Origin of the sequence: Flavobacterium sp. KS-LB2, assembly GCF_036895565.1 — a bacterium.
Taxonomy (GTDB): Bacteria; Bacteroidota; Bacteroidia; order Flavobacteriales; family Flavobacteriaceae; genus Flavobacterium.
Map to the genome: position 1 here is coordinate 2475082 of NZ_CP145904.1, position 25247 is coordinate 2500328.

Consider the following 25247-nt stretch of genomic DNA (forward strand, 5'->3'; position numbering starts at 1 on the left):
AATTACTGATTTAATGGGGTATTTGGGTCTCCATTAGGAGGACAGGGCTGTGAGAAATCATAAATTCCTTCCTGTTCGTTAGTAGCACTTCCTATTCCATCAGTTATCATATCCTCATATATTCCTGTTTCTGAATTGAATTGTGTTGCCACAAACATTAATTTTTCAACATAAGTCGGTTTTTCTCCTTTTCTAGTTGGTGCAATTTTTTCAACTCCTATATAGGCTCTTACATAATCAGAACCCTTTTCTGCCAAAACTTCGGCTAGATCAACATTGGGTATTAAAAAAGCATTGAGCTCATGGTATTTATTGTAGCTGCTTTCTTTGTCTCTCCATCTTTTTGTCCAATTTTGAGCGGTTTTTAATGGTATCGCATTAATCGATTTTACTTGTGGTTTCTCTTCTGAAGTGGTTTTTTGTTTCATAGATTTTTTGGTTTTGGTTACCTTCAATTTTTAAATTAAAAATCGATAGCTAAACTACTATTTTTTTATTGTTTTAACAAAATACATCCTATCAATACAAAATTAAAAAGCCCAAATCAAATTAATAATTTAGGCTTTTTAATGCTATATTTTAAAAACAATCTAGTTTATTTTCTAAAAAGGAACATCACTATCATCGTCTAAATCATTCAGATTGCTTCCAAAAGCTTCATTAGCTGATGGTAAATTTTTTGTTATAAAAGGATTGTCATCTTGATTCATACTCGATGGTAAATCATCGTAACCACCACTGAAATCTTCTAGGTTATCAAACTTACCTAAATGCCCAATAAATTTCAAACGGACGTTTTCGATACTACCATTACGGTGTTTCGCAATCATAATTTCGGCTTGACCAGTTGTTGGCGAAGCTTCATCATCATCCCATTCGTCAATTTTATAATATTCAGGACGGTATAAAAACGATACAATATCCGCATCTTGCTCAATCGCACCCGATTCACGAAGGTCAGAAAGTAACGGTCTTTTACTAGATCCACGCGTTTCTACCGCACGCGACAATTGTGAAAGTGCAATAACCGGAACATTTAATTCCTTTGCTAATGCTTTTAAGTTTCGTGAAATGGTAGAAATCTCCTGCTCTCTATTTCCGCCTCCTTTTCCGTTTCCACCAGCAGTCATCAATTGCAAATAATCGACAATAATAATTCTAATTCCATGTTGTGAAACCAAACGTCTTGCTTTTGCTCGTAAATCGAAAATAGACAAAGAAGGTGTATCATCAATAAACAATGGTGCTTTTTCTAAATTTTTCACTTTCGTACTCAATTGTTCCCATTCGTGTTTTTCTAGTTTTCCAGTACGCAATTTCTCCGAAGACAAACCTGTCTCAGAGGAAATCAAACGGGTGATCAACTGAACCGATGCCATCTCCAGTGAAAATAAGGCGACTGGCATTCCGAAATCAATGGCCATATTTCGTGCCATCGATAATACAAATGCGGTCTTACCCATCGCTGGTCTCGCGGCAATAATAATTAAATCACTTGGTTGCCAACCAGAAGTAATTTTGTCTAATTTATCAAAACCAGTAGCTACACCACTTAATCCTTCTTGACCAGCAATTTCTTCAATTCTCTTTTTGGCTTGCAACACTAAACTTTGTGCGGTCTCCGAACTACGTTTGATGTTTCCTTGTGTTACTTCGTATAATTTAGATTCAGCTCTGTCCAATAAATCAAAAACATCGGTTGTTTCGTCATACGAATCTTCAATTATTTCTGAAGATATTCGGATTAAGCTACGCTGAATAAATTTTTGCAAAATGATTCTGGAATGAAATTCAATGTGAGCCGAGGAGGAAATCTTTTGTGTAAGCTGAATTAAGTAAAAATCACCGCCTGCCAAATCTAATTTTGCGTTTTTCTTTAATTGAGCTGAAACGGTTAATAAGTCAATAGGCTGTGTTTCGGTAAAAAGCTGAACTATAGCTTCAAAAATATGTTTGTGTGCGTCTTTGTAAAAAGCATCCGGCTGTAAAATATCAATAACGTCATCTACTCCTTTTTTGTCAATCATCATGGCACCCAGCACCGCCTCTTCTAAATCGAGAACCTGAGGTGGTAATTTCCCTTTTTCTAAGCTTATAATTGTTGTTTTATCCACCTTTACGGGGTTTATATTTCTGAAGTTTTCCATAGAGCGAAAGTAGCAATAATTAAAAAAATATTGGCATTGAGTTGTTACAAATAATTGTTCATAAGTAACTATTTTTTGTTTATAACCAAAAAAAAATCCGAAACGGTAAGGCTTCGGATTAAAGATTAATTTGTAAGATTTTACTCTTTATATTCACCCATTTTACTGTATTTATCCATTCTTTGGGCAATTAATTGTTCTGTTGATAAGTCTTTCAATTCATTAAAACCTTTCATGATATATTGCTCCACTGTTTTGAAAGTAGTCTCTCTATCATAGTGTGCTCCACCTAATGGTTCTGGGATAATATCATCTACTAATTTTTGTTTTTTCATGTCAGCTGAAGTCAATTTTAATGCTTCGGCAGCTTGCTCTTTGTATTCCCAGCTTTTCCATAAAATAGAAGAACATGATTCTGGTGAAATAACAGAATACCATGTGTTTTCCATCATGTACACTTTATCTCCCACGCCTATTCCTAATGCTCCTCCAGAAGCTCCTTCACCAACAATTACAGTAATAATAGGCACTTTTAAACGAATCATTTCAAAAATGTTTCTGGCAATTGCTTCTCCTTGTCCACGTTCTTCAGCTTCAAGTCCTGGATATGCTCCCGGAGTGTCAATCAAAGTCAAAACAGGAATGCCAAATTTCTCTGCCATTTTCATCAATCGCAACGCTTTTCTATATCCTTCTGGGTTTGCCATTCCGAAATTACGAAACTGACGCGTCTTTGTGTTGAATCCTTTTTGTTGGCCCACAATCATAAACGACTGTCCGTCTATTTTACCCAAACCACCAATCATGGCTTTGTCATCTTTAAAACCTCTGTCTCCAAAAAGTTCTAGGAAAGTATCCCCACACAATGCACGTACGTGATCCATTGTATACGGACGACTTGGATGCCTTGATAGTTGCACACGTTGCCAAGCGGTCAAGTTTTTATAAATATGTCTTTTAGTCTCTTCTAACTTTTTGTTGATTTGTTTGCAAGTATTCGTTACATCAACATCCGATTCTTGACCAATAATAAGACATTTGTCTAACTGTTCTTCTAGTTCTTTTATTGGAAGCTCAAAATCTAAATATTCCATAGGATTTTTGCGTTTTTGTTTTTATTTCGAACGGCAAATATAAAATTTTAAATCGTTCAAAAAGGTAAATATTCTATTTATGTGTAAAAGTTTGCTTCTCGAAACATTGAGAAAGTTATTATTATTTATTCTTTTGATAGTGTTTTATAACTCCGTTTAGGATTACAGTGATCACAATTATTAGTGCTCCAATGTAAAACTCAAAGCTCATTTTCTCTTTTCCGCCAAGGATAAAATAGGCTAAAACAATACCGTAAACTGGCTCTAAATTTGTCGTCAGCATTACGGTATACGGCGTCAATTTGCGCATCACTTTTACGGACGATGTAAAAGCATAAGCGGTACAAACAGAAGCCAGAATAAGTATTAAAATCCAATTATTAGTCGTCAATACAAAGAAGTCAACGGTGAATTTTTGTTGAAATAAAAAGTAAATCGTAATAAAGAATACGCCCGCTAGAAATTCATAAAAAGCAATTACGGATGGTTCGTGTTTTGCTATCAATTTACCATTCATCAACGTAAACAAAACTCCTAATATAATGGCTACCAACGCATATAACATTCCTTCCAAATAGTTAATTTCAACTTTCATAATCAATGCTAATCCAGCGATTATGATAAGTCCAAAAAATACTTCATACCACAATACTTTTCGTCCATAAAAAACAGGCTCAAGTATGGAAGCAAAAAAAGCCCCTAATGAAAAAACAGAAAGTGTAATAGAAACATTAGAAACGTGAATGGCTTTGAAGAAAAAAATCCAATGCAAAGCAATCAATAATCCAACAAAAATCAATTTCAAGAACGATTGCAAAGGAATTACAAAAGATATTTTTTTGAATGCAATAAACACCGCTAAAAACACTCCGGCAAAAAACATTCGATACCAAACCAAAGCATCCGCTGAAATAGTGATTAAAGCGCCTAAAATGGCCGTAAAACCCCAAATAAAAACAATGAGATGAAGATTTAAGTATGGTTTTAATTTATCGTTTTGCATTTCGTAACAAATAAATGGCTAAAATTCCAAAAGCAATATTAGGCAACCACACGGCTAACATTGGTGGAATACTTGATTTTTCGGCCAATACACCAAAGATTTTATCAAAAAACACAAAGGCAAAAGCCAATGCAATTCCTATGGCTAGATTAGTTCCCATTCCTCCTCTTCTTTTCATCGAAGAAACTGCAACAGCAATAATAGTTAGAATAAATGCTGATACCGGGACGCTATATTTTTTGTATAAAACCACCAAATACACATTGATATTAGATGATCCTCTTGCTTTTTCTTTGGCAATAAAAGCATTCAATTTTCCTAAACTCAGGGTTTCAGCAATGTACACTACTGGCGTTAAATCCTCTAAATCAAAAGTAAAAACAGCATCTTTTTGAGGTGCTTTTTCAATCTTATCATTCAGTTCACCCACTGTCCTTTTAGTATAATCATACATAGTGTAGGTACTGTCCTTCGGGTTCCACTTTATTCTGGTAGCAGTAATTTTATGGACTAACTTCTGGTTTTTAAACTTTTCCAAAGAAAAATTAAAAGCGGTTTTAGACTCCGCATTAAAACTGTTTACATAAATAAACTCGTTATCATTGATTTGGCGGTACACATCGGTGTTATCACCACGCATGGCTTCTTTCCCGCCTCCTTTCAAGTAAGTGTACCTGAAATTATTGAATCCTTCACTGGCTGCAGGAACAACAAAGAAACCCATCAACAATACAAAGACAGAAACTATCGAAGCACCAATAATATATGGTCTTAAAAAACGTGTAAATGAAATACCCGAACTTAAAATAGCAATAATCTCCGTGTCATTTGCCAGTTTTGACGTAAACCAAATCACCGATAAAAATAAAAATATCGGAAAAAGAGAATTCGCAAAATAAACCGTAAAGTTGTAATAGTACAGTGCAATCTCTAAAAATGGGATTTTATTCTCCAGCATTTTATTGATCTTCTCTGATACATCAACAACAATTCCTATAGGGATAAACAACAATAACATAACCGCAAATGTGGCTAAATATCTTTTTAAGATGTATTTGTCTATTATTGTAAGCATTTAAAAAAGTTTAAAGTTTAAGGTTGAAAAGTTTAAGGTTTAGTACAGTTGCAAATTCACACAAGGAGTTTTAAACTTTAAACTAAAAAACTTTAAACATTTCTATAATCGCTGGCTCATATTCTTCACCATCATTTCCTTCCAAGGTCTGAAATCGCCAGCTAAGATATGTTTTCTGGCTTCACGAACCAACCACATATAAAATCCAAGATTGTGAATTGTAGCAATTTGTTTCCCTAGGTATTCATTGGCAGCAAAAAGGTGACGCAAATACGCTTTTGTATATTCTGTATCCACATAAGTGATTCCCATTTCGTCAATAGGAGAAAAATCAGCTTCCCACTTTTTGTTTTTGATGTTTATCGTACCATTAGCCGTAAACAACATTCCGTTTCTGGCGTTACGAGTAGGCATCACACAGTCAAACATGTCAATTCCCAGAGCAATATTCTCCAAAATATTTATCGGAGTTCCCACGCCCATCAGGTAACGCGGCTTGTCTTCTGGTAAAATTTCACAAACCACCTCAGTCATCGCATACATTTCCTCAGCTGGTTCCCCTACTGAAAGTCCACCAATCGCATTTCCTTGTTGGTTGGAATTCGCGATATATTCTGCTGATTGTTGGCGTAAGTCTTTGTAACAACTTCCCTGAACAATTGGAAAAAACGTTTGTTCGTATCCGTACTTAAAAGGCTGCTTATCTAAATGATTGATGCAACGATCCAGCCAACGGTGGGTCATTTTCATCGAACGTTTGGCGTAGTTATAATCACAAGGATACGGCGTGCACTCATCAAAGGCCATGATAATATCGGCACCAATGGTACGCTGAATTTCCATTACATTCTCTGGCGTAAAAAAGTGGTACGAACCATCAATATGCGATTTGAACTTCACTCCTTCTTCCTTAATTTTTCGGTTGGCCGAAAGCGAATACACTTGATAGCCGCCCGAATCCGTCAAAATATTACGATCCCAATTCATAAATTTATGCAAACCACCCGCTTTTTCCAGGATTTCAGTTTGCGGACGCAAGTATAAATGGTAGGTATTTCCCAAAATAATATCTGGGTTTATATCGTCTTTCAATTCGCGTTGATGCACCCCCTTTACAGAACCTACAGTTCCTACAGGCATAAAAATTGGGGTTTCAATCACACCATGATCAGTGGTAACAGTTCCCGCTCTAGCTTTGGACTGTGGATCTTTTTTTAATAAATCAAACTTCATAGTAACGTATTTCTCCCGATTGTTCGGCTGGCAAAGATAGGTTAATTTGAAATCTACATCAAAAAAATGTTTACCCTAGCAAACAGTAAAAAATCAGCCTCTTGACAGCCCCAAACAACTACTTTTTAAAAGAAAATTAGAAAAGTATAGCATTCAAAATTACAATTCCCATTCAATCGCTGATTTTGGGCGTGCCCTCCGCAAAAACTTCGGTCGAGCTATACGTTACAATCTTTTTCTTGTTCTCGATACTTCCGCTAAAAAGCGGAAACTCGAGCTGACGAAAAAGGATTTTCACTACTATCCCTCACGCAAACAAGCAGTATACTTAACTGATAAATCCCATTTATATTCTAATAATATTCAGCAAGGGATAGTTCCTTTAGATCATTTGTAAGGAATTTTTAATATCTTTAAGAACAATTAAACGAGACAAATCTCCTCCAGTCTATCTAGAAATGGGTTATATTAGGAAGCTTTATTTCCTCTGTACAGTACAAGTTATGCCTCAATTTGTCAGAAACAAAACGATATGAAACAAACCTAGAATACAAAATTCTCAAACATCTATTTGAAAACGACCATGGGCAATATATTAATTTGTCCTTTATGAAAAATTATTAAAAACAAAATTAATTAGTTTGTCAAAAGAACAGCTTATAGAAATTCATTTAGGTTTAGAAATCAGATTTGGAAATAGAAACAATATAAAAAATAATTGTGTAAAGGCTAAAATTAAGTTTAAAGCAATTGAATACTTTAATAAAATTGAAACTGAAAATAAAAACATCATTAATAATTTTAATAATTCGACAATAGGACAATTTAATCAAGATTCTGAATTTTTAGAAAGCCCAATAAATATAAAACAAATGTAGCACCAAGTAATAATCCAGTTATAAAATCACGACTTAACACAATAGTATCAAATCCTTAGCTTATTGGAATATCATTAGCTTTAATAGCAACTATATTTAACGGAAAACGATTTATAAGTTTTATAAATAACATACTTGATCATTTTTATTGTATTTTCGTTTAGCCCAAAATACGCTGCTCTTCTTTCTACAACGGACGCGATAGCAGTTCAATTATAAAGCCTATTTTTAGACCAAATAAACCTTAAAATTAATGTTTGCGACTCTGGAAAAATTCATAAAAAGTAAAACTGATATTGACGCTAAAACACTAGAGGAAATCTATTCCTATTTTAGCCTGATTAAAACAAAAAAAAACGAAATCCTTTTGGATTATGACCAAATATCTAAACAGTACTATTTTATCAATAAAGGTTGCATCCGTTTATTTACTATTGGAAAAGAAGGCAATGAAAACTCGAGATATTTCGCCTTTGAGGGAAATTTTGCTACTGCTCTACCCAGTTTTATTGATCAACAACCTGCTGAAGAGTACCTACAAACCATTGAAAAATCAGAATTATTGTGTATTTCAAGAACTGATTTCTATCATTTAACGAATACAATTCCTCAATTTGCAAAAATATACACTGAAATTCTAGAGCTTGGGTTTATAGTAGCTCAAAAAAGAATTTATGGGTTTCAAGGTTTTGATGCTTTGGCCAAAGTAAAATGGCTAATTCAACATCAACCGCAATTGTTACTTAGAGTATCCAATAAGATGGTGGCATCCTATTTGGGAATTTCACCTTATACATTAAGCCGCATAAAATCGAAATTGTAAAACGTTGCCATAGCGCAATGTTTTTAATTTTTATAGGAAGTAGCTTTGCCAAAACAAATATAATATGAAAAGTATATTCCTATTTATGTTGGCAATTTCAACTGCATGCCTTGGGCAAACTTCAGTCGAAACAACAAAATCGCAACTGACAATTGATCCTTACATTAAGTCCGTTAACAATTTAACTTTAGAAGGCGCATTAGAGCTGAGTAAACGCGCTACTATGACCGCTACTTTATTAGATAAAAAAGTTGCCATAGCCCTACTGGATGCTTCGGGAACCACTATTTTAATTACGCGTGGAGACGGTGTTGGGCCACACAACACCGAGGCTGCCAGAAGAAAAGCATACACGGCTTTGTCTACAAAAACGCCCACTCTTCTATTATTGAGAAATGCCATCGCAAATGCAGATACCAAAAATTTAAATACACTTCCAGAATTATTGCTATTAGGTGGTGGGGTTCCTATTTGGTTCAAGGGCACTATAATTGGTAGCGTTGGAGTAGCTGGTGGTGGCAGTCCCGAAAATGATGATGCAATAGCTAAATCGGTATCCATACCTGAAATTGGAATTATGACTACCAAATAATTAAATATAAAAACAGAAAAAAATGAAAAAAATAATCTTTGCCTTCCTTCTAGCAACAGTAACAAGCGTAACATTTGCTCAAAGAAACAACTTTCAACTTTCAAGCCATATCTTAGATGTTGCAAAAGGAACACCAGCTACTGGCGTCACTATCAGACTAGAAAAATATACTGAAAAGACAAAAACTTGGTCGTTTATGGATGAAAAAATTACCGATATCAACGGTAGAATTACCAATTTTCTTAATACAGAAAAATCCAATTTAGGCATTTATAAACTGACGTATTACACCAGCGACTATTTCAAAAAAAACAATACGGATAGTTTCTACCCTTTTATTGAGGTTGTATTCCAAATCAAAGATGACAATCACTATCACGTTCCTATAACACTTTCTGCCTATGGGTATTCAACTTATAGAGGCAACTAAACGGATAGATAATCTAAAAAATAGAATAAAAGTCGGTCCTCCAAAAGCGGGTTCATTGATAAAATAAAGCCCGCTACTTAGCAACAAATATGAAAAATTCACTTGTTAATTCAATTTAATTAACTAACTTTCATGTATTTATATTCAATTATCATTTTATAGATAATGAGGTTACAGCTATTTAATTTTTATACCGAGCGACTATGAAAATTTCTTTAGAAAAAAAAATAATCATTGGATTTATCCTCAACCTATTTGTTGTTTTTGCTATAGCTTGGATTTTTATTATACGGATTGATAACAATCGAAACCAAGCTTTGGATGCTTCATTGAATTGGATTGAAATTGGGTTAATCATTTTTTCTGTCCTTTTATTAACTGTAGTTTATTTTATTATTAGGGCTCAACTTCGCGCTAAAAACATTTCTCAAAACTTACTTTTAGAAAACAAACAGTTACTACAATCGATTATTGATGCTACCTCAAGTCCAATATTCATAAAAAAAATAAATGGAGAATACCTATTTATCAATAACGAATTTGAATCGTTGTTTAAAATTTCAAATGAAGAAATAATAGGCAAAACAGATCATGATTTTTTGCCTTATGCAACCGCTGACGCATACCGTAATTCTGATTTTGAGGTCATAAAAGCATCAAAAGAATTAAAAACCGAGGAGATTATTGAACACGCTGACGGAAAACATACTTATATCGCGGTGAAATTTCCTTTGTACGATTCTTCCAAAAGAATTTATGCCATTGGCGGTATTTTTACGGATATCTCCGAAAGAAAAAAACTAGAGGAATCTTTCAAAGATGCTGATAAATTCTTCCGTATGTCAGTAGATATGATGATTATTTCCTCTATGGATAAATTCATAAAAGTGAATCCTGCGGTCATTAAAACATTAGGGTATTCAGAAGAGGAATTATTAAGTAAAAGTTTTTTAGAATTTACACATCCCGATGATATTGAAATCACACGAAAAGAAGTTGCCAAGCTTCAAACTGGAGCTCCCTCAATAAAATTTGAAAACCGATACATTTGCAAAGATGGCTCCATAAAATGGCTGGTTTGGTCCGTATTTCCTGATGTTACAACTGCATTATTGTATGCCGTAGCTAGTGATATTACAGATAAAAAAGAAATTGAAACTGCACTGAATGTAGCAAATACCTTTTTTAACATGTCCTTTGATATGTTTGTCGTGATTAAAAATGATACGTTTGTAAAAGTAAATCCTGCTTTCACTAGAATACTTGGATACGACCAAAAAGACATAATCAACAAACCTTTTTTAGATTTTATTCATCCTGAGGATGGCAAAATTTTCATGGATGCCATTAAAAAACTACAAATTAGCGACTCCGTTGTAAGTCATAGAGTCCGGGAGCTATTAAAAGATGGCTCATACAAATGGTTTGATTGGACGAGTACCATTGACATTCAAACAGGAGTAATTTATGCCGTTGCAAGAGATGTTTCTGAATTTATTAAAAACGAAGAATCCTTAAAGGTAGCCAATATGTTTTTTGATATGGCTTTCGATATTTTAACCGTTGCAAAAGACGAGCATTTTATCAAAATTAATCAAGCTTTCACAAAAACTCTCGGATACAATCAGGAAGATATGGATCGAATTAGATTCATCGATTTAATACATCCTGATGATAAAAAAACTACTGAAGAAGTGTTGAAAGAACATTTAAAAGGGGAATCAGTGGTTAACTTTAGAACCCGATTCCTATGTAAGGATGGTTCTTATAAATGGCTCGATTGGAATAGTAATATGGATCTTAAAAATGGCGTTTTTTATTCCGTAGGTCGAAATGTTACAAAACTTGTAGAGCTCGAAAATGAGCAACAAGAGGCAATAGACAATCTCTATGAAAATGAAGAAAAATTACGCCTAATAGTTGAAAATATAAGTGAAGGAATTATTGTGGCAAACGCCGATAAAAAAATAATTATGGCTAATAATATGGCCAATGAAATTTTTGGAATCGAGGAAGACGACAAAATATCTACCAATTTAAGCAATCATTTTGAGCTTTATTTCCCCGATGAAAAAACCATTTTCCCATCACAAAATTTACCGATGGAGCGTGCTCTAAACGGAGAAATAACGACTGATGTTGAAATAATTCTTTGGGATTCGGTCGCACAGCAAAAGAAAAGAGTGCTAATCAGTGGCCGACCATTAGTGGATCAAAACAACAATGTGGTAGCTGCTGTGGTAACGATAAAAGACATTAGTAAATACAAACAAATGGAGGAAGATTTAAAAGAATCAGAATCTAAATACCGACAATTAATAGGATTTCGAAAAGGCAATACAGACACCATGCTTTAAGCAGGAAAATGGATAGACTATAACTTCTTTTTTAGATTCTCTTTAACGGCATCAAACCATTCGGTTCTTAAAATACTCAATATAATACTATCTCGTCTAGCATCACTTCCTAGAGTAGGCATATGATTGCGCAACACACCTTCTACTTTACAACCAATGCTTTTCATGGCTGCGATACTTCGCTCGTTAGTATTGTCAGCTCGAAATTCAACACGTTCCATTCCCAAGGTTTCGAATGCAAACTGCAAGAGCAAAAATTTACAATGCTTGTTTAATCCTGTTCCACGAAATGCTTTTCCGTACCAAGTGTAGCCCAATTGCAGCGTTTTAAACTGCATATTAATATCATAAAAACGAGTACTTCCAGCATATTTAGCAGATTTCTTATCAAAAACAATAAAGGGAAATTCTGTTCCATTGGCTTTGGCATTTAGGGCAATCTGAATGTATTTCTCTAAATTTTCTTTACCATTAGCACGTATCAAAGAATATTCCCAAGTCTCTGGTTCATTCATAGAAATCTCCAATAGATTTTCAACATCTGATTCTAATAAAGGACGCAGTAAAACTGTTTCGTCTTCTAAAATGGTATTGCTGGATAAATCTAGGCTCATCTTTTTATTTATTTAGAAAAGTAAAACCCTAAATCGATAAGGTTTCATCCCTTTTTTACATTTGAACAATACCTGTTCCTGCTAGAGAAATCGAAGGCTTATCCATTAATTCAAATCGAATCTCCTACAGCTAAGAGGCATTAAATTCAGTTGTAAATGTAGTGTAAATATTGAAAATTTAACTTCTTCTCATTTAGAGATTTTTCCTTTTTATTTTCTTAATTTCGTTATCGGTAGTAAAAATTAGTGTCAGTGAATAAATAACTACGAAATCCAATTTTAAAAATTAAATCATGAAATCAATCCAGTTCTTAATCCTTCCTTTTGTTTTTTTTACTGCATTCAGTTCCTATTCCCAAAATCAAACTAAAACAGATAAATCAAAAGAATTCAAAGTAACATTTGAACAGTTCACATTAGAAAACGGGTTACATGTCATCTTGCACATTGATCGCTCTGACCCTGTAGTTGCGGTTGCTTTGACCAGCCATGTAGGCTCAGCGAGAGAAAAAGCAGGTCGTACCGGATTTGCTCATTTATTCGAACATTTGCTTTTTTTGGAATCAGAAAACCTAGGAAAAGGAGGACTTGATAAAATGAGTGCACGTATTGGTGGTGCTGGTGCCAATGGCTCTACCAGCAGGGACCGCACTAATTATTTCCAGACCGTTCCTAAAGATGCTTTAGAAAAAATGATTTGGGCCGAAGCCGATAAATTAGGGTATTTTATCAACACCGTGACTGAACCCGTTTTAGCTAAAGAAAAACAGGTCGTTAAAAATGAAAAAAGACAGAGTTATGACAACCGACCTTACGGACACAATTTTTCTGTGATTTCTAAAAATTTATACCCAGCAACACATCCATACAGTTGGGATGTTATTGGTTCCTTGGAAGATTTACAAAATGCTACGCTTGAAGATGTCAAAAGTTTCTACAATCGTTGGTATGTGCCTAACAATGTTACACTGACAATTGCCGGAGATTTTGATGTAAAACAAACCAAGGCATGGGTCGAAAAATACTTTGGCGAAATAAAACGTGGCGAAGCAATTCCAAAAATGGAAAAACAGTCTGTGACATTAACCGAAACTAAAAAATTATATTACGAGGATAATTTTGCCAAATTACCACAACTCACACTAACATGGCCGTCTGTTTACGAATATCATCCTGACAGTTATCCTTTGGAAGTTTTGGCCAATTACCTTTCCAAGGGTAAAAAAGCACCTTTGTACAAAACCTTGGTAGAAGACAAGAAATTAACCGATGCCGCAGATGTATTCCAATACAATTCAGAAATAGCAGGTCAGTACATGTTGAGTGTTACTGCTTTTGAAAAAACAAATTTGAATGACGTACTCAATGGCGTAAATGAAGCGTTTAAAAACTTTGAAGCCGAAGGAATTTCACAACAAGATTTAAACCGAATTAAAGCGGGACAAGAAACTGCTTTTTACACCAATTTATCCAGTGTTCTTGGAAAAGGTTTTCAACTGGCACAATATGAGATTTTTGCAGGAACTCCAGATTATATAAATCAAGATGTAAAAAATATTCTTGCCGTAACTCCCGAAGATGTGATGCGTGTGTACCAAAAATACATCAAAGGACAGCATTTTGTTGCCACTAGTTTTGTTCCAAAAGGAGAAGCTAATTTAGTATTAGATGGTTCTATAGCAGCTGCCGTAGTAGAGGAAAAAATCATCGAAGGAAAAGAAGATTCCTTTGACGCTAGCATTGCTGCAACCTATGAAAAAACACCTTCTAAATTTGATCGAAGCGTTGAACCTGCTTATGGTGAAAGCCCTGATGTCACATTACCATCGGTATGGAAAAGTAAGTTGTCCTCTGGCTTAAATGTTTTGGGTATTGAAAACTATGAAGTACCGCTTGTTCAATTTCAATTGCAAATTAAAGGCGGAATGTTACTAGAAGACACCAATAAAATTGGAATTTCAAATATGTTAGCTGATTTGATGACAAAAGGAACCAAGAACAAAACTCCAGAGCAATTGGAAAATGCCATCGAAAGTCTTGGGGCAACCATAAGAGCATATGCTACTGATGAATCCATCTTCATTTCGGGAAATACCTTAGCCAAAAATTATTCAGCAACTATGGCATTAGTTCAGGAAATAGTATTACAACCAAGATGGGATGCTAAAGAATTTGATTTGATCAAACAAAGTACGTTGAGCCAAATTCTTCAACAAAAAGCAGACCCAAATAGTATTGCTCGAAATGAATTCAAGAAATTAATTTATGGAAACGAATCTATTTTAGCGAACAACCGCATTGGTAATGAACAATCCGTAAACAGTATTACGATTACCGATTTGAAAAATTATTACACTACAAATACTGCTCCATCAGTTGCTGATTTTCAAATTGTGGGTGCTGTTTCAAAAACGGAGGTTACTAATTCATTAGCCAATTTAAATAAAAACTGGAAAGCGAAAAAAGTTACCATTCCTAAAATAGCAACTACCAGCTCAGTAGCTTCTTCCAAAATATATTTTTATGATGTTCCAGGCGCCAAACAATCAGTAATTAGAATTGGTTATCCAGCTCTTGCTGCTACGGATGCTGATTTTTATCCTGTCAAAATCATGAATTACCGTTTGGGTGGTGGAAGTTTTGCTTCACAATTAACGCAAGAATTACGCGAAGGAAAAGGATATACGTATGGCATCAATTCGTCTTTTAATGGTTCAGCTAATAAAGGTCCGTTTACTATTGCAAGTGGTGTGCGTTCCAATGTAACGTTTGAATCTGTTAGTTTGATAAAAGAAATTGTATCTCAATATGGAAAAAACTTCAATGAGAATGATCTTGAAGTGACGAAAGGATATTTAATAAAAAGTAATGCCAGAGCGTTTGAAACGCTTTCGGCTAAATTGCAAATGCTGTATGACATCAGTAACTTCAATTACCCTGATGATTATGCGAAACAACAGGAAAATATTGTAAAAAACAGTAGCATTAGCGATATCAAAAAGCTTTCAGAGCAGTACTTGAATGCTGATAAAATGATTTATTTAGTGGTAGGAGATGCTGAAACACAATTAAAAAAACTGGAGCAAATTGGTTTTGGAGAACCGATTCTTTTGAATACACCAGCAGTAAAATAAGTTTATATTAAACTAATTTGGGTTATGCACCGCTGATTGTTTTAGCCCAGATCGAAGTGAAAATCCTGACTGCAAAAAAGATAATTTTTCTAAATCCTGAAAGAGCTACTAACGGAAGCTCCTTTAAGGATTTAGAAAAATATTTTTTTTAAGGAAGTATTAACGGAGTGCTGGATAAGCTCAAAAAAAAGCTACTCATTCATTTCGTCATAACGCTGTGGTACTTGTGGATCGTAAGCCGGACATTTGAATTCCTCCATAGTATCAGCAAGGAGGTTCATGGTTTTACCATCGGTTCCGTAGCAATCAATTTGAATGCTTTGAGGTGTTGTTTTAATGTGAAATGCACCTACTCCATTATTATTTTTCCAACTATTTTCATCTACTTTTTCCCAATTTGAGAATACAGAGGCGATTCTATTCAAGATTACTTGAACAGGAAGAGCTTCTAGTCCTTCAACGTTTTCCTGCTCTACAAGTGCTTCATACACCAAGTGATGATTCAGATAAATGCCGTCCTGATATTTCCAAAAAAGTAGTTCGTACATAAATAAAAAATTAAAAGATTAAAGAATTGAAATATTGAAAAACGAACTTCATTTAAAGCTTTTTAGTATTCAAAAGTTCCATATTCGCTGGCAATAGTCAGTTTTTTTGAAGTAGCTGCTTCTACTCTACCCACTATTTGTGCATCGACATTAAATGACTTTGAAATCGCAATAATGTCTTGAGCAACAGTTTCTGGAACGTAAATTTCCATACGGTGACCACAATTGAACACTTGATACATTTCTTTCCAATCTGTTTTTGATTGCTCTTGAATTAACTGAAACAAGGGTGGAACTGGAAACAAATTGTCTTTTATAATGTGTAAATTTTCTACGAAATGTAAAATTTTAGTTTGTGCTCCTCCACTGCAATGCACCATTCCGTGAATTTCATTAGCAGCATATTTATCTAAAATTTTCTTAATGATTGGCGCATAGGTTCTGGTTGGCGAAAGCACTAATTGTCCCGCATCGATTGGTGAATTTTCTACGGCATCCGTCAGTTTTACTTGTCCAGAATAGATTAATTCTTCAGGCACTGCAGCATCAAAACTCTCTGGATATTTACTTGCCAAATACTTCCCAAAAACATCATGACGTGCTGATGTTAATCCGTTACTTCCCATTCCGCCATTATAACTTTTCTCATAAGTGGCCTGACCAAAAGAGGCCAATCCTACAATGACGTCACCAGCTTGAATATTGGCATTATCAATAACTTTAGAACGTTTCATTCGAGCCGTAACTGTTGAATCTACAATTATTGTTCGAACAATATCGCCTACATCTGCCGTTTCACCGCCTGTTGAATGTATGGTTACCCCAAAAGAATCTAGTTCTTTAATCAACTCTTCGGTTCCGTTGATAATCGCTGAAATTACTTCGGCTGGTATTAGGTTTTTATTTCTTCCAATGGTAGATGAAAGTAAAATATTATCAGTTGCACCTACACACAATAAATCGTCAATATTCATGATTAAAGCATCTTGAGCAATACCTTTCCAAACCGAAATATCTCCTGTTTCTTTCCAATACATATACGCCAAAGACGATTTAGTTCCAGCTCCGTCAGCATGCATAATCAAACAATAGTCATCATCTTGGGTTAAATAATCAGGGACAATTTTGCAGAAAGCTTGTGGAAATAATCCTTTATCAATGTTTTTTATGGCATTATGAACATCTTCTTTGGATGCCGAAACACCGCGAAGCGCATATCTTTTTGAAGTATCTGAACTCATGTAATATAGTTGTGAAGCCTGCTTTAGGGCAGTTAGTTGTGCGGCAAAGATAATTATTTTTTTTGGGTTTTGCTTATGAGGATTTCAAGTGTTTCGTTAAATCTACAATTCAGCTACAAAGTGTGGTTTTATTTTATTAAATTTGACATATAGTACTAATTATCAATATATTAAATACCAAAACAAACACTTAAATATCGTTTATCTTAATCCCTATCAGCCTAAAATATAATTCCTTTTAATTGAAGTTTATTTATAAATTACTTTCAAAAGTTAAACAAATTTTAAACTCTGAATTGAATTCATAACAGTGGAATCCAGCGACCACTATAAAAAACGGGGCCATCCCGAAAAGCCATATGAGTAGGAAAACTAATAGAACAAAATCATGCCTAAATATGTAATTGAAAGAGAGATTCCTGGTGCGGGTAACTTAAGCGCCGAACAATTAAAAGCTATTTCGCAAACATCTTGTGGAGTACTAGGTAAAATGGGACCACAAATCCAGTGGGTTAACAGCCAAGTAACTGCTGACAAAATCTATTGCACTTATATTGCACCAAACGAAGAAATGATTCGTGAACATGCGAAACAAGGCGGGTTTCCTGCAAATTCAATCAACCGAATATCAGCAGTTATTGACCCAACAACCGCAGAAGAAACGGTTTAGTTAAACAGAATTAAATATAGTAAAAAAACAAAAAATGCCTTTCCAATACGGAAAGGCATTTGCTATAAAAAAACCATTGCTCTTGCTTTACAAGCAATAATTCCCCGCAAATAGCCTTTGTCTAAAAGTTCATTTTCTACTAGTAGCTCAGATCTTTCACAGTGGTTTCTGATAATTTCCAAATATAGTTTTACCTCATATGACTATGCGTAACTAATACCAATACTATTTTTTTACAACCAGAATCTCGACACGTCTATTGGCAATTCGTTCTGTTTCATTCTTTTCCGGTAACGCAAATATTGGTCGACTACTGCCAAATCCTCTATGTCCTAATCTCGATGTAGCAATTCCGTTTCTTATCAAGAAATCAAATACAAACTTAGATCTTCGGTAGGAAAGTTTAACATCATTTGGATCGCTATTACAACAAATGTGACCATAAATATATATTTTTAATTGAGGATTCATTTTTAAAACCTGAAGAAGATCAGAAAGAATGGGTTCCGATTCTCTAATTATTTTTTCTGAATTGAAGTAAAAATTTAGATTTTCGAGTTTTATGATATCCCCTACTTTAGCTCTATTTACTTTTTCAAGTAGAGAAACAGTATTTTTTATTTCATTAACCGCAAGATCTTTTGCTTGAGTATTTTCAAAAACTAAAGTATCAGCATCATTCTTTTTCTTGATGGAGGTTTTATCTTTATAATAAACTACCACTTTCCGGTTATCACTTTGATTTTTCAATTGTTGAAAATCTTCTCCCAAAGCAACTAATTCTAATTTTTCGCTAAGATAAACTTTATTAAATGCTAAAAGTGCACGCACATTATTAGCCCTTCGAAAAGACAATTCTTTATTATAAGAATTGGAATCGATACTGTCACAATATCCTTGAATCTTTACAATTTCTTTACTTTTTGAATAGGCTAACCATTTACAAAAATCTTTTTGTGATTTTTCATTAATTATATCTTGATTAAAATCAAAAAAAAGTTCAAATTTATCTTGGGCAGACAAAGTAATTATATAAAAAAACAAAATCAAAAAAAGTCTTATCTTCATGTAAACTGGTTTTCTATGATTTTAAAATAACGTACAAATAAAAAAAATAGTATAAAAAACCCGATAGGTTTCAAAGCTATCGGGTTTACTTTTTAGAGATCTTTTGTTTATTTTGTAAACAATAACTCTCTGTATTTAGTCAATGTCCAAATTTCGTTATCTACTAGTAGCTCTAATTTATCACAATGATTTCTAATAATTTCAAAATATGGTTTTACCTTATTGCAATATGCTTCTGCCATTTCTTGAGCATCTGTCAAATGGTTTGCTTTCTTTCTTTCATTTGTCATCTCCTCAACTTTTGAATTGATTCCTTCGATATGACCAGAAATTTCTTTGATTAAAACTATTTGCTCTTTTGCAATTGATTCGAATTCAGTTCCAAAAATATCTTTCAATCCTTTAACATTCTCAATCAATGTATTTTGGTACCGAATCGCAGTAGGAATTACATGATTTTTAGAAATATCGCCTAAAACTCTACCTTCGATTTGAATTTTCTTAGTGTATTCCTCTAATTCGATTTCGTAACGTGCTTCAACCTCAATATGATTCATAATACCCATTTCAGAAAACAAATCCAAAGCTTGTTTTGAAGCTCTTGCTTTCAATGCTTCGGGAGTTGTTTTGAAGTTACTCAACCCTCTTTTTGCCGCTTCGATTTCCCATGCATCGCTGTAACCGTCTCCTTCAAAAAGAATGTTTTTAGAAACTTTGATATACTCTCTCAATACATTGAAGATGGCATCGTCTTTTTTCATGTCTTTGGACTCAATCAAACCATCAACTTCTTTTTTGAAGTCCCTCAATTGTTTTGCAACAATTGCATTCAAAGTAGTCATGGCATTAGAACAGTTTGCAGTAGAACCTACTGCTCTGAATTCAAATTTATTTCCTGTAAAAGCAAAAGGAGAAGTTCTATTTCTATCTGTATTATCCAAAAGAACATCCGGAATTTTACCTACTACATTAAGTTTTAAGTCTGTTTTTTCTTCTGGAGATAATTTCCCTGCAGTAACGCCTTCTAATTCAGCTAAAACTTTAGTTAATTGATCACCAATAAACACTGAGATAATTGCAGGCGGCGCTTCATTTGCTCCTAATCTATGATCATTACTTGCCGAAGCGATAGCTGCTCTCAGTAATGCTTCATAATCATTAACCGCTTTGATGGTATTGATAAAGAAAGTCAAAAACTGTAAATTGCTCATAGGCGTTTTACTTGGACTCAACAAGTTTACTCCAGTATCAGTTGCTAATGACCAGTTGTTGTGTTTTCCTGAACCATTTACTCCTTTGAAGGGTTTTTCATGAAATAATACTTTCAAATCATGACGTTCCGCCACTTTTTGCATTACATCCATTAATAGACAGTTATGGTCAACAGCTAAGTTTGTCTCTTCAAAAATAGGTGCCAATTCAAATTGATTAGGAGCAACTTCATTGTGACGGGTTTTTACTGGAATTCCTAACAACATACATTCTTGCTCTAAATCTCGCATATACGTTAAAGCACGAGTTGGAATAGACCCAAAATAGTGATCATCTAATTGTTGTCCTTTTGCGGAGGTATGTCCTAGCAACGTTCTACCAGTCATAACAATATCTGGCCGAGAATCTGCTAATGACTTATCGATTAAGAAATATTCCTGCTCCCATCCTAAAGTTGCAGTCACTTTCTTTACATTTTTATCAAAATATTTACAAACTTCAGTTGCTGCGTCATCCATAGCAGATAAAGCTCGCAACAAAGGAATTTTATTATCTAAAGCTTCTCCTGTGTACGAAATAAAAACCGTTGGAATACACAATGTGGTACCAAAAATAAATGCTGGAGATGTTGGGTCCCAAGCGGTATATCCTCTTGCTTCAAATGTGTTTCTAATTCCACCATTTGGAAAACTAGAGGCATCTGGTTCTTGCTGTACTAATTGCGCACCACCAAACTTTTCTACTGGATCGCTCCCGTCATACGATGTTTCAAAGAAAGCATCATGCTTTTCAGCAGTTGTTCCTGTAAGAGGCTGAAACCAGTGTGTATAATGAGTCACTCCTTTCGAAAGTGCCCATTCTTTCATACCCATTGCAATATAATCAGCTAATTTTCTATCTATTTTAGTGCCATACTGAACAGCACCTTGAACTGCTTTAAAAGCATCTGAAGTCAAATATTGCTTCATCGCTTTATCATTAAACACGTTTGAACCAAAAATAGTTGATTTTCTATCGGTTTCTTCAAATTGAACAGGCTTTCTGTTTGATGCTTCTCTCAAAGCTCGGAAACGAATTGTTGACATTTGTTCTCTGTTTAGTATATTAATTAATTCAGTTATTATTGACTTTCATTGTTGAAGATTTGATGAAACACAAAAAAATTATATAAATTTCCTTGATTAATCCCACTGTTTTCTATCGTTTTTTTTTAAACTCCTTGCATTACAAAAATACAAAATTTATTCGAAATTTCGCGGCCTACACCCTGAGTTGAAACGGTTGCTTTATTGCAAAAAAGCACTTTTATTTACTTGTTTTTAAAAATAAAATCAAAATCCTAAAATCTTAATCTGATTCTAATTTTATACTTCAAAAATTGAAATAAGTACCGTCCAAAAAGCGTGAGCTTTGAAAATGTAGTTCATCTGTTATAATTTTTGAAAACTTAACTCTATTTGTTAAATAACCAAAAACTAGCAGAATTACGAATTTTACAAAAATAAATCATTTTTTTACGACACCCCCTATTTTTTAGCCTTATTTTGATAATTCATAAAATTCACTCTAACAAACAATCTTTTTTACGGGGCTTAAAACAAAAAATCACTTCATTTTAAACAAATAACCACTCAAAAAAAAGGGGTCACTCTTTTTTTTTTGAATAAAAAACATATTTTTGCATAACGGTAGAGGAGTTACTTATTGCTAAAAGCTCCATTAAAATGATTTCTTAACACTATTTTTTTATATTATGGCTAAAATAAAATTAGAATACATTTGGTTAGATGGTTATGAACCAACTCAAAATCTTAGAAGTAAAACTAAAGTTGAAGAACATGAAAATTTTCAAGGAACTTTAGCTGAAATTGGAAACTGGTCATTTGATGGTTCTTCAACAAGACAAGCCGAAGGTGGTTCTTCTGACTGTTTATTAGTTCCAGTTGCAATATATCCAGATCCAACACGTATCAACGGATACCTAGTAATGACTGAAGTTATGAATGCTGATGGAACTGCACATTCATCAAACGGTAGAGCAACTATAGATGATGATGGTGATTTCTGGTTTGGATTTGAGCAAGAATATTTCATCATGGATACAAAAACATTATTACCATTAGGTTTCCCTATTGGTGGATATCCAGCACCACAAGGAATGTACTACTGTTCAGTTGGTGGAAAAAACACACACGGAAGAGGACTTGTTGAAGAGCACGCAGATTTATGTATTGCAGCTGGAATCAACTTTGAAGGAATTAACCAAGAAGTTGCTTGTGGACAATGGGAATTCCAATTGTTTGCTCAAGGAGCAAAAAAAGCAGGTGATGAAATATGGATAGCTAGATATTTATTAGACCGTTTGACTGAAAAATATGGTTACTACATTGAGTATCACCCAAAACCATTAGGAGATACTGACTGGAATGGTTCAGGAATGCATGCTAATTTCTCTAATGAAGTACTAAGAACATGTGGTTCTCAAGAAACTTACGAGAAAATATGTGAAGCTTTCCGTCCTGTAACCGCTGAACACATTGCTGTTTATGGTGCTTACAATGACCTACGTTTAACTGGTAAACATGAAACTGCATCTATACATGATTTCTCTTACGGAGTATCTGACAGAGGATGTTCAATCCGTATTCCATTAATGACCGTTCAAAAAGGATGGAAAGGATGGCTAGAAGACAGAAGACCAGCTTCAAACGGAGATCCATACAAAATTGCAGCTAGAATTATCAAAACAGTAAATTCTGTTCTATAATTTACAGCTTTAAAAATAATAAAAGTGCCATCGTAGTTATGGCACTTTTTTTTGTGATACAATTGGCATTTATCCTATCAAAAATATTTTTCAAAGTAAGAATCAAAAAGTATCTTTGTGCAACTTTAAATATTTGACTTATGATTGTCTGGATTTGTTTTTTAGTAGCAGTAATGCTTTTTTTAGCGCTTGACTTAGGCGTATTCAACAAAACCCCTCATATCATAAGCTCTAAAGAAGCAGGGAAATGGACTGCAATATGGGTCACATTATCTTTTATGTTTTCTGGTGTAATCTATTGGCTTTATAGTAATAATTATGTTGACAATCCCGATTCATTAAAACCTGCCACAGCATCCATAAAATTTATTACGGGGTATTTAATCGAATTATCATTGAGCGTAGACAATATATTTGTCATTGCTATAATCTTCTCTGCTTTTAAAATTCCACAAAAATACCAACATCGTGTTTTATTTTGGGGAATATTAGGCGCTATCGTTTTTAGAGGTTTAATGATCTTTTTTGGCGTTATGCTAATCAATAAATTTTCATGGACTACCTATATCTTTGGTGCTTTTTTAATTTATACTGCTATGAAAATGTTGTTTAGCGGTGATGATGAACAATTTCAGCCTAAAAAATCTTTTGTATATAAAAGTTTAAAAAAAATAATGCCCATTTCAAATCACATTGATGAAGAGCATTTTTTTGTAAAAAGAAGACATATAACTGCCGCAACTCCCCTTTTTGTAGCACTTGTAGTCATTGAAGTAATGGATGTAGTTTTTGCTATTGATAGTGTACCTGCTATTTTAGCTATAACAAGTGATCCTTTTTTAGTTTTTAGTTCAAATATCTTTGCCATTTTAGGATTGCGATCCATGTATTTCTTCTTGGCTAATATGTTGACAAAATTTAGCTATTTAGAATACAGTCTTATTGCCATTTTAAGTTTTGTAGGATTAAAAATGCTACTGCATGATTTCATTGAAATTCCTGAATGGGGTTCTCTTGCTTTTATAGCTTTATCACTTATATTGGGAATTGCTGTATCACTTAGAAAAAGTAGTAAAGAATTCGTGTAATAATTCACATAAAAATAAACGCATAAAAAAAGGAAATCTCACGATTTCCTTTTTTTATTATTGCCTAGCAAAACCTATAAATTTATTTTCTGAATCTCAGTTTTGTCTACTTTTAATGCTGACATTACTGCATCAATATTATTTTTATTTACTGTTGCAGCAAAATTAGCGGGTATAACTGCAATTCTAAACGTTTGGTTTTGAGTCCAACTAGACGGCAAAGTATTCAGACTAAAATTAGCAGAAAGAAAAATATTAACATTGTATCTCGTATAATCAAAATTAAAATCTAATTCTCCTCCATCACTAAAATAATACGTTTGAGGCATTAGTTTCCAAATATCTTCCCCATTTACAGTATCATACAAGTGATACACTAAAACTACATCCGATGAATAAATTGGTGGATTAAAAGTTACCAATGTAGTGTAGTTATTATTGGAATTAAAGGAAGTGGTAACTTCAAATACTTCACTAATGGTATCATTATCCACAGTATCATTTATTTCAGTTACTTCGCAACTTTGTAGTGTCATCATCCCGATGAAAACTAAAAATAAGGTAATTTTTTTCATTAGTTATAGCTTTAATAATTTATATTGAAAAAGTGTATTCATGAATTGTGCCAAAGTTTATTTTAAAAAATAATGTACTTTTGATAAATGGAAAAAGAACTTAAATTATACATGCTAATGCTAGGATGTACGCCGGCTGGACGTTTTACAGAGCAGCATGATATTTTTTTCGGAATTGGAAATTCCTTAAAAGATTTGATCCCACAAATTAAAAATTTTTGGCCTGAAGCCAAAGGAAAACTGCATATTGACGCTTGGCGAGAAGTATCTGTCGTGAATGACTTCACTATCGAAATTATCTCTAAAAACATCCAAACAACTCCTTCTTTAGCTCAGTTGTTTTTTATCAATCTAGGAGGTTATAAAGAAAATGAATTTGAAGAATACCATTATAAAATGCTTGTTGTAGCCAATAGATTAGCTTTGGCAACCAAAAAATCTAAAGCAACTGCTTTTTATAAGCATTGTGGTTTTAAAGGAGCTGAGTCGCACCTTGACGAGAAATACGGCATTGATGTAGACGACACCTATAAAGTTGCCGATATGCTCCCCGCAGAATTCAAGGCGATATATGCTTTGAAAATCACAAAATCGGAGGCTTTATTAAAGGAAGATGAATTGCATATTGGGTATTTAAAACTCGACAAATTAAAGAATTTATAACACAAAGATAGAGCTGCCACTCAAATTGATTCTTT

Annotated in this window: 22 protein-coding genes; 10 read left to right on the top strand and 12 right to left on the bottom strand. The window is 33.8% G+C overall.

Going from position 1 to position 25247, the window contains the following annotated elements:
• Positions 1-2: 2 nt before the first annotated feature.
• The 6 genes from V5J73_RS10540 to tgt form a co-directional block, all read right to left on the bottom strand.
• Positions 3-428, bottom strand: coding sequence for a hypothetical protein (locus V5J73_RS10540; RefSeq protein ID WP_338645709.1), 426 nt, complete (start codon positions 426-428; stop codon positions 3-5).
• Between the two features lie 174 nt (positions 429-602).
• On the bottom strand, positions 603-2147 hold the full coding sequence (dnaB, locus tag V5J73_RS10545) for a replicative DNA helicase (RefSeq protein ID WP_338645711.1): 1545 nt from the start codon (positions 2145-2147) through the stop codon (positions 603-605).
• Between the two features lie 140 nt (positions 2148-2287).
• Positions 2288-3241 carry an acetyl-CoA carboxylase carboxyltransferase subunit alpha gene (locus V5J73_RS10550; protein WP_338645713.1) on the bottom strand — a complete coding sequence of 318 codons (954 nt, stop codon included), beginning with the start codon at positions 3239-3241 and terminating at the stop codon, positions 2288-2290.
• Positions 3242-3362: 121 nt separating this feature from the next.
• Entirely contained in the window at positions 3363-4244 is an 882-nt protein-coding gene (locus V5J73_RS10555; protein WP_338645715.1) for a DMT family transporter, read from the bottom strand.
• Complete coding sequence (locus V5J73_RS10560) at positions 4231-5319, bottom strand: LptF/LptG family permease (RefSeq protein WP_338645717.1); 1089 nt, start codon at positions 5317-5319, stop codon at positions 4231-4233. Before V5J73_RS10560 ends, V5J73_RS10555 begins: the two co-directional genes overlap by 14 nt.
• A gap of 102 nt (positions 5320-5421) precedes the next feature.
• Complete coding sequence (gene tgt, locus V5J73_RS10565; RefSeq protein ID WP_338645718.1) at positions 5422-6552, bottom strand: tRNA guanosine(34) transglycosylase Tgt; 1131 nt, start codon at positions 6550-6552, stop codon at positions 5422-5424.
• Between the two features lie 641 nt (positions 6553-7193).
• Here tgt and V5J73_RS10570 point away from each other — a divergent pair.
• From V5J73_RS10570 to V5J73_RS10590, 5 genes are all read left to right on the top strand, one after another.
• On the top strand, positions 7194-7430 hold the full coding sequence (locus tag V5J73_RS10570) for a hypothetical protein (protein ID WP_338645719.1): 237 nt from the start codon (positions 7194-7196) through the stop codon (positions 7428-7430).
• A 253-nt stretch (positions 7431-7683) separates the two neighbouring features.
• Positions 7684-8253, top strand: coding sequence for a Crp/Fnr family transcriptional regulator (locus tag V5J73_RS10575; protein WP_338645720.1), 570 nt, complete (start codon positions 7684-7686; stop codon positions 8251-8253).
• Between the two features lie 64 nt (positions 8254-8317).
• The gene (locus V5J73_RS10580; RefSeq protein WP_338645721.1) at positions 8318-8845 is read left to right on the top strand and encodes a heme-binding protein; all 528 of its coding nucleotides are present in this window, start codon (positions 8318-8320) and stop codon (positions 8843-8845) included.
• A gap of 22 nt (positions 8846-8867) precedes the next feature.
• A complete protein-coding gene (gene uraH / locus V5J73_RS10585) occupies positions 8868-9275 on the top strand; it encodes a hydroxyisourate hydrolase (RefSeq protein ID WP_338645722.1) in 408 nt (135 codons plus the stop codon).
• A gap of 203 nt (positions 9276-9478) precedes the next feature.
• Positions 9479-11632 carry a PAS domain S-box protein gene (locus V5J73_RS10590; RefSeq protein WP_338645723.1) on the top strand — a complete coding sequence of 718 codons (2154 nt, stop codon included), beginning with the start codon at positions 9479-9481 and terminating at the stop codon, positions 11630-11632.
• A gap of 17 nt (positions 11633-11649) precedes the next feature.
• On the opposite strand, the gene V5J73_RS10595 is transcribed toward V5J73_RS10590, so the two are convergent.
• Positions 11650-12246 (bottom strand): GNAT family N-acetyltransferase, encoded by a 597-nt coding sequence (locus V5J73_RS10595; protein WP_338645724.1) that lies wholly within the window; start codon positions 12244-12246, stop codon positions 11650-11652.
• 293 nt (positions 12247-12539) lie between these two features.
• On the opposite strand from V5J73_RS10595, the gene V5J73_RS10600 reads away from it, so the two are divergent.
• Positions 12540-15380 (top strand): M16 family metallopeptidase, encoded by a 2841-nt coding sequence (locus V5J73_RS10600; protein WP_338645725.1) that lies wholly within the window; start codon positions 12540-12542, stop codon positions 15378-15380.
• A gap of 191 nt (positions 15381-15571) precedes the next feature.
• Here the strand turns inward: V5J73_RS10600 and V5J73_RS10605 are convergent, their stop codons facing one another.
• On the bottom strand, positions 15572-15928 hold the full coding sequence (locus V5J73_RS10605; RefSeq protein ID WP_338645726.1) for a hypothetical protein: 357 nt from the start codon (positions 15926-15928) through the stop codon (positions 15572-15574).
• Positions 15929-15990: 62 nt separating this feature from the next.
• Positions 15991-17169, bottom strand: a complete 1179-nt coding sequence (locus tag V5J73_RS10610; RefSeq protein WP_338645727.1) for an AIR synthase related protein — start codon at positions 17167-17169, stop codon at positions 15991-15993.
• 388 nt (positions 17170-17557) lie between these two features.
• Here V5J73_RS10610 and V5J73_RS10615 point away from each other — a divergent pair, with 388 nt between their 5' ends.
• Entirely contained in the window at positions 17558-17839 is a 282-nt protein-coding gene (locus tag V5J73_RS10615; protein ID WP_338645728.1) for a DUF4242 domain-containing protein, read from the top strand.
• A 225-nt stretch (positions 17840-18064) separates the two neighbouring features.
• Here the strand turns inward: V5J73_RS10615 and V5J73_RS10620 are convergent, their stop codons facing one another.
• Positions 18065-18907, bottom strand: coding sequence for an OmpA family protein (locus V5J73_RS10620; protein ID WP_338645729.1), 843 nt, complete (start codon positions 18905-18907; stop codon positions 18065-18067).
• 107 nt (positions 18908-19014) lie between these two features.
• On the bottom strand, positions 19015-21204 hold the full coding sequence (locus V5J73_RS10625) for a glutamine synthetase III family protein (protein ID WP_338645730.1): 2190 nt from the start codon (positions 21202-21204) through the stop codon (positions 19015-19017).
• 668 nt (positions 21205-21872) lie between these two features.
• Here V5J73_RS10625 and V5J73_RS10630 point away from each other — a divergent pair.
• Together V5J73_RS10630 and V5J73_RS10635 are read left to right on the top strand one after the other, a co-directional pair.
• On the top strand, positions 21873-22886 hold the full coding sequence (locus tag V5J73_RS10630; protein WP_338645731.1) for a glutamine synthetase beta-grasp domain-containing protein: 1014 nt from the start codon (positions 21873-21875) through the stop codon (positions 22884-22886).
• 140 nt (positions 22887-23026) lie between these two features.
• Complete coding sequence (locus V5J73_RS10635) at positions 23027-23974, top strand: TerC family protein (protein WP_338645732.1); 948 nt, start codon at positions 23027-23029, stop codon at positions 23972-23974.
• A gap of 74 nt (positions 23975-24048) precedes the next feature.
• Here V5J73_RS10635 and V5J73_RS10640 read toward each other — a convergent pair whose 3' ends face one another.
• Positions 24049-24549: a hypothetical protein gene (locus V5J73_RS10640; RefSeq protein ID WP_338645733.1), complete on the bottom strand. Its 501-nt coding sequence runs from the start codon at positions 24547-24549 to the stop codon at positions 24049-24051.
• An 87-nt stretch (positions 24550-24636) separates the two neighbouring features.
• Here V5J73_RS10640 and V5J73_RS10645 point away from each other — a divergent pair, with 87 nt between their 5' ends.
• Complete coding sequence (locus V5J73_RS10645; RefSeq protein WP_338645734.1) at positions 24637-25212, top strand: DUF1543 domain-containing protein; 576 nt, start codon at positions 24637-24639, stop codon at positions 25210-25212.
• The last annotated feature ends 35 nt before the right edge of the window (positions 25213-25247 follow it).

Excerpts from the sequence above, each read along its gene's own strand:
- V5J73_RS10540 (WP_338645709.1), bottom strand. The coding sequence starts at position 428 with ATGAAACAAAAAACCACTTCAGAAGAGAAACCACAAGTAAAATCGATT.
- dnaB (WP_338645711.1), bottom strand. The coding sequence starts at position 2,147 with ATGGAAAACTTCAGAAATATAAACCCCGTAAAGGTGGATAAAACAACA.
- V5J73_RS10550 (WP_338645713.1), bottom strand. The coding sequence starts at position 3,241 with ATGGAATATTTAGATTTTGAGCTTCCAATAAAAGAACTAGAAGAACAG.
- V5J73_RS10555 (WP_338645715.1), bottom strand. The coding sequence starts at position 4,244 with ATGCAAAACGATAAATTAAAACCATACTTAAATCTTCATCTCATTGTT.
- V5J73_RS10560 (WP_338645717.1), bottom strand. The coding sequence starts at position 5,319 with ATGCTTACAATAATAGACAAATACATCTTAAAAAGATATTTAGCCACA.
- tgt (WP_338645718.1), bottom strand. The coding sequence starts at position 6,552 with ATGAAGTTTGATTTATTAAAAAAAGATCCACAGTCCAAAGCTAGAGCG.
- V5J73_RS10575 (WP_338645720.1), top strand. The coding sequence starts at position 7,684 with ATGTTTGCGACTCTGGAAAAATTCATAAAAAGTAAAACTGATATTGAC.
- V5J73_RS10580 (WP_338645721.1), top strand. The coding sequence starts at position 8,318 with ATGAAAAGTATATTCCTATTTATGTTGGCAATTTCAACTGCATGCCTT.
- uraH (WP_338645722.1), top strand. The coding sequence starts at position 8,868 with ATGAAAAAAATAATCTTTGCCTTCCTTCTAGCAACAGTAACAAGCGTA.
- V5J73_RS10590 (WP_338645723.1), top strand. The coding sequence starts at position 9,479 with ATGAAAATTTCTTTAGAAAAAAAAATAATCATTGGATTTATCCTCAAC.
- V5J73_RS10595 (WP_338645724.1), bottom strand. The coding sequence starts at position 12,246 with ATGAGCCTAGATTTATCCAGCAATACCATTTTAGAAGACGAAACAGTT.
- V5J73_RS10600 (WP_338645725.1), top strand. The coding sequence starts at position 12,540 with ATGAAATCAATCCAGTTCTTAATCCTTCCTTTTGTTTTTTTTACTGCA.
- V5J73_RS10605 (WP_338645726.1), bottom strand. The coding sequence starts at position 15,928 with ATGTACGAACTACTTTTTTGGAAATATCAGGACGGCATTTATCTGAAT.
- V5J73_RS10610 (WP_338645727.1), bottom strand. The coding sequence starts at position 17,169 with ATGAGTTCAGATACTTCAAAAAGATATGCGCTTCGCGGTGTTTCGGCA.
- V5J73_RS10615 (WP_338645728.1), top strand. The coding sequence starts at position 17,558 with ATGCCTAAATATGTAATTGAAAGAGAGATTCCTGGTGCGGGTAACTTA.
- V5J73_RS10620 (WP_338645729.1), bottom strand. The coding sequence starts at position 18,907 with ATGAAGATAAGACTTTTTTTGATTTTGTTTTTTTATATAATTACTTTG.
- V5J73_RS10625 (WP_338645730.1), bottom strand. The coding sequence starts at position 21,204 with ATGTCAACAATTCGTTTCCGAGCTTTGAGAGAAGCATCAAACAGAAAG.
- V5J73_RS10630 (WP_338645731.1), top strand. The coding sequence starts at position 21,873 with ATGGCTAAAATAAAATTAGAATACATTTGGTTAGATGGTTATGAACCA.
- V5J73_RS10635 (WP_338645732.1), top strand. The coding sequence starts at position 23,027 with ATGATTGTCTGGATTTGTTTTTTAGTAGCAGTAATGCTTTTTTTAGCG.
- V5J73_RS10640 (WP_338645733.1), bottom strand. The coding sequence starts at position 24,549 with ATGAAAAAAATTACCTTATTTTTAGTTTTCATCGGGATGATGACACTA.
- V5J73_RS10645 (WP_338645734.1), top strand. The coding sequence starts at position 24,637 with ATGGAAAAAGAACTTAAATTATACATGCTAATGCTAGGATGTACGCCG.